This is a genomic window from Kineococcus indalonis (assembly GCF_009906395.1).
In the GTDB taxonomy this organism is placed as follows: domain Bacteria; phylum Actinomycetota; class Actinomycetes; order Actinomycetales; family Kineococcaceae; genus Kineococcus; species Kineococcus indalonis.
The window spans coordinates 1-6,772 of record NZ_JAAALM010000190.1 but is presented as its reverse complement, the minus strand read 5'-3'; the positions used below and the strand labels follow the sequence as shown (position 1 = coordinate 6,772).

Below are 6,772 nucleotides of genomic sequence, written 5' to 3'. Positions count from 1 at the left end.
CAGCCGTGCGGACCCCGCCCCGGGCGAGGGTCCGCACGGCTGAGCCGGACCCCTCCGAACGGGGGACGCGCCCGCGCGCGCGACCTCCCTAGCGTCGGGACGTGCTCGTCCTGGACTCCGTCACCCGACGCTTCGGCGACCGCACGGCGCTGGACGCCGTGAGCCTGGCCGTGCCCGACGGCCGCATGGTGGGTTTCGTGGGCGCCAACGGCGCCGGCAAGACCACCGCGATGCGCATCGCCCTCGGGGTGCTGGCGCCCGACGCCGGCACCGTGACCTTCCGCGGGCGCGTCCCCGACCTCGCCCAGCGCCGCCGCTTCGGGTACATGCCCGAGGAGCGCGGCCTGTACCCCAAGGGCCGCCTGCTGGAGCAGCTGGTGTTCCTGGCCCGCCTGCACGGCGTGGGCCGCGCCACCGCCACCGCCCGCGCGCGGGACCTGCTGGAGCGCCTCGGCCTGGGCGAGCGCGTCCAGGACAAGCTGGAGTCCCTCTCGCTGGGCAACCAGCAGCGCGTGCAGGTCGCCGCCGCCCTCGTGCACGACCCCGAGCTGCTCGTGCTCGACGAGCCGTTCTCCGGACTGGACCCCCTGGCCGTCGACGCGATGGCGGAGCTGCTGCGCGAGCGGGTGCGCGCCGGCGTCGGCGTGCTGTTCTCCAGCCACCAGCTCGACCTCGTCGACCGGCTGTGCGACGAGCTCGTCATCCTCGCCGGCGGCCGCGTCGTGGCCGCCGGGGAGCCGGAGGAGCTGCGCCGGGCGCGCTCGGGCTCCCGGTACGCCCTCGTCGCGGACGGCCCGCTGGGGTGGGTCGGCGAGGTGCCCGGCGTGCGCGTGGTGGGCTCCGCCCCCGGGCGGGCCGTGCTGGAGGTGCTCAGCGCCGGCGCCGACCAGCGCGTGCTCGCCGAGGCGCTGCGCCGCGGACCGGTGCGCTCCTTCGCGCCGGTCGTGCCGTCCCTGTCGGAGCTGTTCTCGGAGGTGTCGCGGTGAGCGCGTCGGTGGACGGGCCGGTGGACCGGTCGGTGCGGCGGCAGTGGTGGCTGGTGGCCGACCGGGAGGTGAGGGAACGCCTGCGCGACAAGGGGTTCGTGTTCTCCACGGTCCTGCTGCTGGTCATCGTGGTGGTCGCCGCGTTCCTGCCGGGGCTGCTCTCCGGCGGCACCGACCGCTACGACGTGGCCGCCACGAGCGCCACCGCGCCGCTGCTGGAGCAGCGGCCCGGCGAGGCCGGGGACGTGCAGGTGTCCGTGCGCACCGTCGCGGACGCGGCCGCCGCCGAGTCCGCCGTGCGCGCCGGCGACGTCGACGCCGCCGTGCTGCCCGCCGCCGGCGGCGCCGTGGAGGTCGTCGGGGACCGCAACGTGCCCGGCGGGCTGACGCAGGTGCTCACCGCGCGCGTGCTCGCCGCCGAGTCCCTGGCGCTGCTGGGGGCCGCAGGCCTGGACGCGGCGACCGCCGAGCGCGCCCTGGCCCCGCCGCCGCCGGCGCAGCGGCTGCTCGCCCCGGACGCCGTGGACCCGCTGACCACCCAGCTGCTGGGCCTGGCGTTCTCCATCCTCTTCCTGCAGATCGTGATCATCTTCGGGTACTCCATCGCGCAGAGCGTCGTGCAGGAGAAGCAGACGCGCGTGGTGGAGCTGCTGGTGACCACCGTGCCGGTGCGCCAGCTGCTCGTCGGCAAGATCGTCGGCAACGGCCTGCTGGCCCTGGGGCAGATCGTCGTCCTGGTGGCCGCGGGCCTGGGCGGCCTGGCCGTGGCCGACCCCGAGCTGCTGCGCGGCCTGCCGAGCGTGCCCAGCGCGGCGGTGTGGTTCGTCGTCTTCTTCGTCGTCGGGTTCGCGATGCTGTCGTGCCTGTGGGCGGCGGCGGGGGCGATGGCCAACCGGCTGGAGGACCTGCAGTCCACCGCGACGCCGGTGCAGATGCTCGTCATGCTGCCGTTCTTCGCCACGTTCGCCGCCAACGACCCCGGCACCCTGCAGAGCGTGCTGTCCTACGTGCCGCTGTCCTCGCCGATGGTGATGCCCAAGCGGGTGCTGCAGGGCGACGTGGGGTGGGCCGAGCCGCTGCTGGCGCTGGCGGTCATCGCCGCCACCGCTGCCGTGTTCGTCGCCGTGGCCCGGCGGCTGTACGAGAACTCGCTGCTGCAGACCGGCCGCAGCCTCTCGCTGCGCTCGGCCTGGCGGCGCGCGGCCTGAGCGGCCGGGCGCCGCCAGGCCGAGCGCGCGGGACCGGCCCGTCAGGCGACGGCGGCCGCCGCGGCGGCCAGGTCGCGCGTGCGCACCTGCAGGGTGTCCAGCCGCACCGTCGTGATCGACGCCGGCGGCAGCGGCGTCCAGCCCGTGGTGTCGATGCCCGCGGAGGTGAACACCACCGCCCCGTCCCGGCGGCGCAGCCAGCTCATCCGGTAGTAGGCCTCGGCGTGGTCCAGCGGCAGGTCCGCCGGCGCCAGGCCGCCGGCCAGCAGGTCGGCCATCGGCACCGGCGCCGCCTCGCTGGCGTGCACCACCACGAGCTCGTCCGCGCTGAGCAGCACCGCGTTCAGGCTGGCGGCGGGGAACGCCTCGCGCAGCTGCCGCGTGGCCAGCGCGGCGGCCGTGGCCAGGTCGGCGCCGTCGTCCGCGTGCCGGCGCACCAGCGCGAAGATCCGCTCGCTGTCGGTGCTGCCGCGCACGCCCGCCAGGTGCCGCGCGCCCACCATCGACTCCAGCAGCGGCACCGAGGGCACCGAGCCGTTGTGGGCGAACGCCACCCCCTCGTGCAGGAAGGGGTGGCTGTTGTCGTGCCCCACCGTCATGCCCGAGGTCGCCAGCCGCAGGTGCACCAGGCGCGCGGTGCTCGCGCGCTCGCCCAGCGCCGTCGAGCCGTGCCGGGAGCGCTGCACCGGCAGGGCGTCGCGCACGCGGCGCACCTGGCCGCCCTCCACCCACGCGGTGCCCCAGCCGTCGGCGTGCAGGCCCGACAGGCCGCGGAAGGCGGCGAGCTGCTCGGGGCCGAGCACCTCGGCCAGCGTGGTGGGCCGCGGGGCGGCGAGGGCGAGGAGCCGGCACACGGGGACCTCCTGGGACGGACGGGCTGGTGAGGAGCATCGGCGCCCGGGCGGGGCGGCTGAACCGCCCGCCGGTGTCAAAGGTGCACCTCACCCCCGACACAGGTGGTGCTGCGCCCACCCACCCACACCCTCCCGCGCAGGGTGCGCACCCGCACCACCCCGGCGCGGCCCACCCGGGCGCCCTGGGCGGCGGTGTAGTCCGGCGGCAGCACCCCGGTGCTCGTCAGCCACTGCGCCAGGCCCGCGTTGAGGCTGCCGGTCACCGGGTCCTCCGGCACCCCGAGGTCGGGCACGAACGCGCGCACCTCCACCCGGTGCGGCGCGCCCCGCGGGTGCGGGCCCACCAGCCCCAGCGGCACCCCGCCCAGGGCGCGCGCGTCCACCTCGGCGTCCAGCACCGCCTGCGCCGAGGCCAGCCGCAGCGCCGCCCAGCCGGGGCCGTTGTCCACCCACTGGTGGTCCAGCACGTCCTCGCGCCGCAGGCCCACCGCGCCGGCCAGGCGCTGCACCAGCTCCTCCTCCAGCGGCCCGCTGCGCACCAGGTCCGGGGCCCGGAAGCTCAGCCAGGTGCCCCCCTCCTCCTCGTCCAGGCGCACCGGCACCAGGCCCGCCCCGCACTCCTGCACCACCGCGCCCGGCGCGCGGGGGGTGCCGCCGGCCCCCAGCCAGGCGTGCGCGGAGCCCAGCGTGGGGTGCCCGGCGAAGGGCAGCTCCCCGGCGGGGGTGAAGATCCGCAGCCGGTAGTCCGCGCCCGGGTCCCGAGCCGGCAGCACGAAGGTGGTCTCCGACAGGTTCGTCCACGCCGCGAACCGCTGCATGTCCTGGTCGTCGAGGTCCTGCCCGTCCAGCACCACCGCCACCGGGTTGCCCCGGTAGGGCTCGGCGGAGAAGACGTCGACCTGCGCGAACGGGCGGGGACGGGTCACGGGCGCTCCTGTCGTCGTCGGGCGTGGGCGGACTGCCAGGATGGCCCGGTGCCGGAGGGTGGAGGGGGAAGCGCGCCGGAGCGCGTGGTGGGCGTGGGCCCCTGGCCCGGACCGTGGCCCGACGACCCCCGCTACGACCCCGAGCTGCTGCGCGACGGCGACCGCCGCAACGTCGTCGACGCCTACCGGTACTGGTCCAACGCCGCCATCGTCGCCGACCTCGACACCCGCCGGAACCCCCTGCACGTCGCCGTGGAGAACTGGCAGCACGACGCCAACATCGGCTCGGTGGTGCGCACCGCCAACGCCGTCAACGCCGCCGGCGCCCACGTCGTGGGCCACAAGCGCTGGAACCGGCGCGGCGCCATGGTCACCGACCGGTACCTCAGCGTGCACCACCACGCCGACGTGGCCGCGCTGGCCGGGTGGGCCGAGCAGCGAGGCCTGCCGCTGGTGGGCGTGGACAACGTCGACGGCTCGGTGCCGCTGGAGACGTACGACCTGCCCCGCGGGTGCGTCCTGCTCTTCGGGCAGGAGGGCCCGGGCCTGACGCAGGAGGCGGTGGCGCGCTGCACGGCGGTCCTGGCGATCGCGCAGTTCGGCTCCACCCGCTCGATCAACGTCGGCGCGGCGGCGGCCGTGGCGATGCACGCCTGGGTGCGCCGGCACGTGTTCGGCCAGCGGCCCTGAGGGCCCGCGCACCCGTCCCGCGGTGTTGACGGCCCGGCGCCGCGCCCGTAGGAACGTGCGGTGACGTTCTCCCTCGGCATCGTCGGCGCGGGACAGTTCGCCGGCTCCTTCGCGAAGCTGTTCCACCTGCACCCCGGGGTGGGGGAGGTGCACGTGACCGACCTGCTGCCCGAGCGGGCCCGCGCGCTCGTGGACCAGCACGGCCTGGCCGGCACGTTCGAGGACGTGGGCTCGATGCTGGCCTCCGGCCTGGACGCCGTGGCGGTGTTCACCCAGCGCTGGACGCACGGCCCGCTGGTGGCCGCCGCCCTGGACGCCGGCAAGCACGTGTACTCGGCGGTGCCGATGGCGATCACCGAGGACGAGATCGCCGCGATCGTCGAGCGCGTCCGGCGCACCGGGCTGGTCTACATGATGGGCGAGACGAGCTACTACAACCCCGCCACCGTGTACGTGCGCCGGCGCCTGGCCGACCTGGGGCGGGTCTTCTACGCCGAGGGCGACTACGTCCACGACATGGACCTGGGCTTCTACGACGCCTACCGCTACTCCGGCGGGCCGGACTGGCGGGCCACGGCCAGCTACCCGCCCATGCTGTACCCCACGCACGCCGTCGGCGGGGTCCTGGGGGCGCTGCCCACCCACGCCGTCAGCGTCAGCTGCCTGGGGGTGCCGGACACCCGCGGCGACGGGGTGTTCGAGACGTCGGTGAGCATGTTCGGCAACGACGTCTCCAACGCCACCGCCCTGTTCGAGCTCGCCGGCGGCGGCTCGATGCGCACCAACGAGTTCCGCCGCGTCGGCTACCCCTCGCACCTGAAGGAGTCGCGGTTCCGCTTCTTCGGCACCGAGGCCAGCTTCGAGCAGACGGTGAACCAGAGCGTGTGGCAGGACAAGGAGGGCTTCACCGACGTCACCGACCTGCTGCGCGCCCGGCCCAGCCTGGACGAGGACGACCCCTCGCTGGCGGGGGTGTCCCCGGCGCTGCGGGCGGCGTTCGTCTCCGGCTGCGCCCCCGTGCACGACCGCGCCCGCCTGCCGAAGGAGCTGACGGGCGCGCCGAACGGGCACGAGGGCGCGCACCACTTCCTGGTGGACGACTTCGTGCGCTCCGTCACCGACGGCACCGTGCCGCCGGTCGACGCGTGGGTGGCGGCGCGCTTCACCCTGCCGGGGATCGTGGCGCACGAGTCGATGCGCCGCGGCGGGGAGCGCCTGCCGATCCCGGACCACGGCGAGGCCCCCGCCTGAGCCCGGCGCGCGCGGCCGGCGCGGCGGGCTCAGGCGGGCCGGCGGCGCCTCACCACACGTCGCCCTCGCGCCACTCGCACAGCAGCCGGCCGGTGACGTCCCACGCGCCGGCCGGGTCGTGCACGTGCAGGCCGCCGTCGTCCTCCGGGGTGTCCCGCACCCCCTCGGGGGTCACCACGCCCGAGGGGCCCCGCCACGGGCGCCAGCCGCGCGCGGCGTACAGGCGCGCGCCGTCGGCGGAGGCGCTGAGGAAGGCGGCCTCGTGGGCGCGGGCGGCGAGGTCCTCCACGACGCCCACCAGCGCCGAGCCCAGGCCGCGGCGGCGGTGCGCGGCGTCCACGGCCACGGCCTCGACGTAGCCGGCGCGCACGAGGCGCCCGCCGGCGAGCAGGTGGCGCTGCACGAGGGCGGCGTGCCCGACCAGCCGGCCGCCCCGCAGCGCCAGGACGTGCAGACCGCCGAGGGCGTGGCGCAGGTCCTCGTCGGTGGCCTGCCCGTCGAAGGCGGCGTCGAGCAGGGCGCGCAGCTCGTGCAGCCGCTGCCGGCCCAGGTCGGCGGTGTGCACGACGGTCAGGTCCTCGGGGACGCCCACGCCCCGATCGTGCCGCACGCACCGCGGCCCCGGCGCTGGGGTGCGCCGGGGCCGCGGGAGGGGTGCGGGTGGGCTCAGGGCAGGACGAGGACCGTGCCCACGACGATGCGCGCCGGGTCGTCGCCGATGAGGCCGCGGTTGGCGTTCCAGAGGTTCAGGTAGCCGCCGGCCACGCCGTTGTTCACGGCGATGCGGTACAGCGTGTCGCCGGGGCGCACCACGTAGGTGCGCGCCGCCGGGGCGGGCGCCGCCAGGACGACCGGGG

General features: G+C 76.6%; 8 protein-coding genes. 4 read left to right on the top strand and 4 right to left on the bottom strand.

The window, feature by feature from the left end:
- The first annotated feature begins 101 nt into the window (after positions 1-101).
- On the top strand, positions 102-986 hold the full coding sequence (locus GTR00_RS10965) for an ABC transporter ATP-binding protein (protein ID WP_166611656.1): 885 nt from the start codon (positions 102-104) through the stop codon (positions 984-986).
- Positions 983-2,194 (top strand): ABC transporter permease, encoded by a 1,212-nt coding sequence (locus GTR00_RS10960; protein WP_205705540.1) that lies wholly within the window; start codon positions 983-985, stop codon positions 2,192-2,194. The genes GTR00_RS10965 and GTR00_RS10960 overlap by 4 nt, the downstream gene beginning before the upstream one ends.
- A gap of 41 nt (positions 2,195-2,235) precedes the next feature.
- Here the strand turns inward: GTR00_RS10960 and GTR00_RS10955 are convergent, their stop codons facing one another.
- Both GTR00_RS10955 and GTR00_RS10950 read right to left on the bottom strand, forming a co-directional pair.
- On the bottom strand, positions 2,236-3,048 hold the full coding sequence (locus GTR00_RS10955) for a class II glutamine amidotransferase (protein WP_166611655.1): 813 nt from the start codon (positions 3,046-3,048) through the stop codon (positions 2,236-2,238).
- 74 nt (positions 3,049-3,122) lie between these two features.
- Positions 3,123-3,974, bottom strand: a complete 852-nt coding sequence (locus GTR00_RS10950) for a PhzF family phenazine biosynthesis protein (protein ID WP_166611654.1) — start codon at positions 3,972-3,974, stop codon at positions 3,123-3,125.
- 84 nt (positions 3,975-4,058) lie between these two features.
- On the opposite strand from GTR00_RS10950, the gene GTR00_RS10945 reads away from it, so the two are divergent.
- Both GTR00_RS10945 and GTR00_RS10940 read left to right on the top strand, forming a co-directional pair.
- Entirely contained in the window at positions 4,059-4,664 is a 606-nt protein-coding gene (locus GTR00_RS10945) for a TrmH family RNA methyltransferase (protein ID WP_323132397.1), read from the top strand.
- A gap of 60 nt (positions 4,665-4,724) precedes the next feature.
- Positions 4,725-5,915, top strand: coding sequence for a Gfo/Idh/MocA family protein (locus tag GTR00_RS10940; RefSeq protein WP_166611652.1), 1,191 nt, complete (start codon positions 4,725-4,727; stop codon positions 5,913-5,915).
- Between the two features lie 49 nt (positions 5,916-5,964).
- On the opposite strand, the gene GTR00_RS10935 is transcribed toward GTR00_RS10940, so the two are convergent.
- The gene (locus GTR00_RS10935; protein ID WP_205705539.1) at positions 5,965-6,507 is read right to left on the bottom strand and encodes a GNAT family N-acetyltransferase; all 543 of its coding nucleotides are present in this window, start codon (positions 6,505-6,507) and stop codon (positions 5,965-5,967) included.
- Between the two features lie 74 nt (positions 6,508-6,581).
- Positions 6,582-6,772: LysM peptidoglycan-binding domain-containing protein (locus GTR00_RS10930; protein ID WP_166611651.1), on the bottom strand; the 191-nt coding region annotated here is incomplete at its 5' end.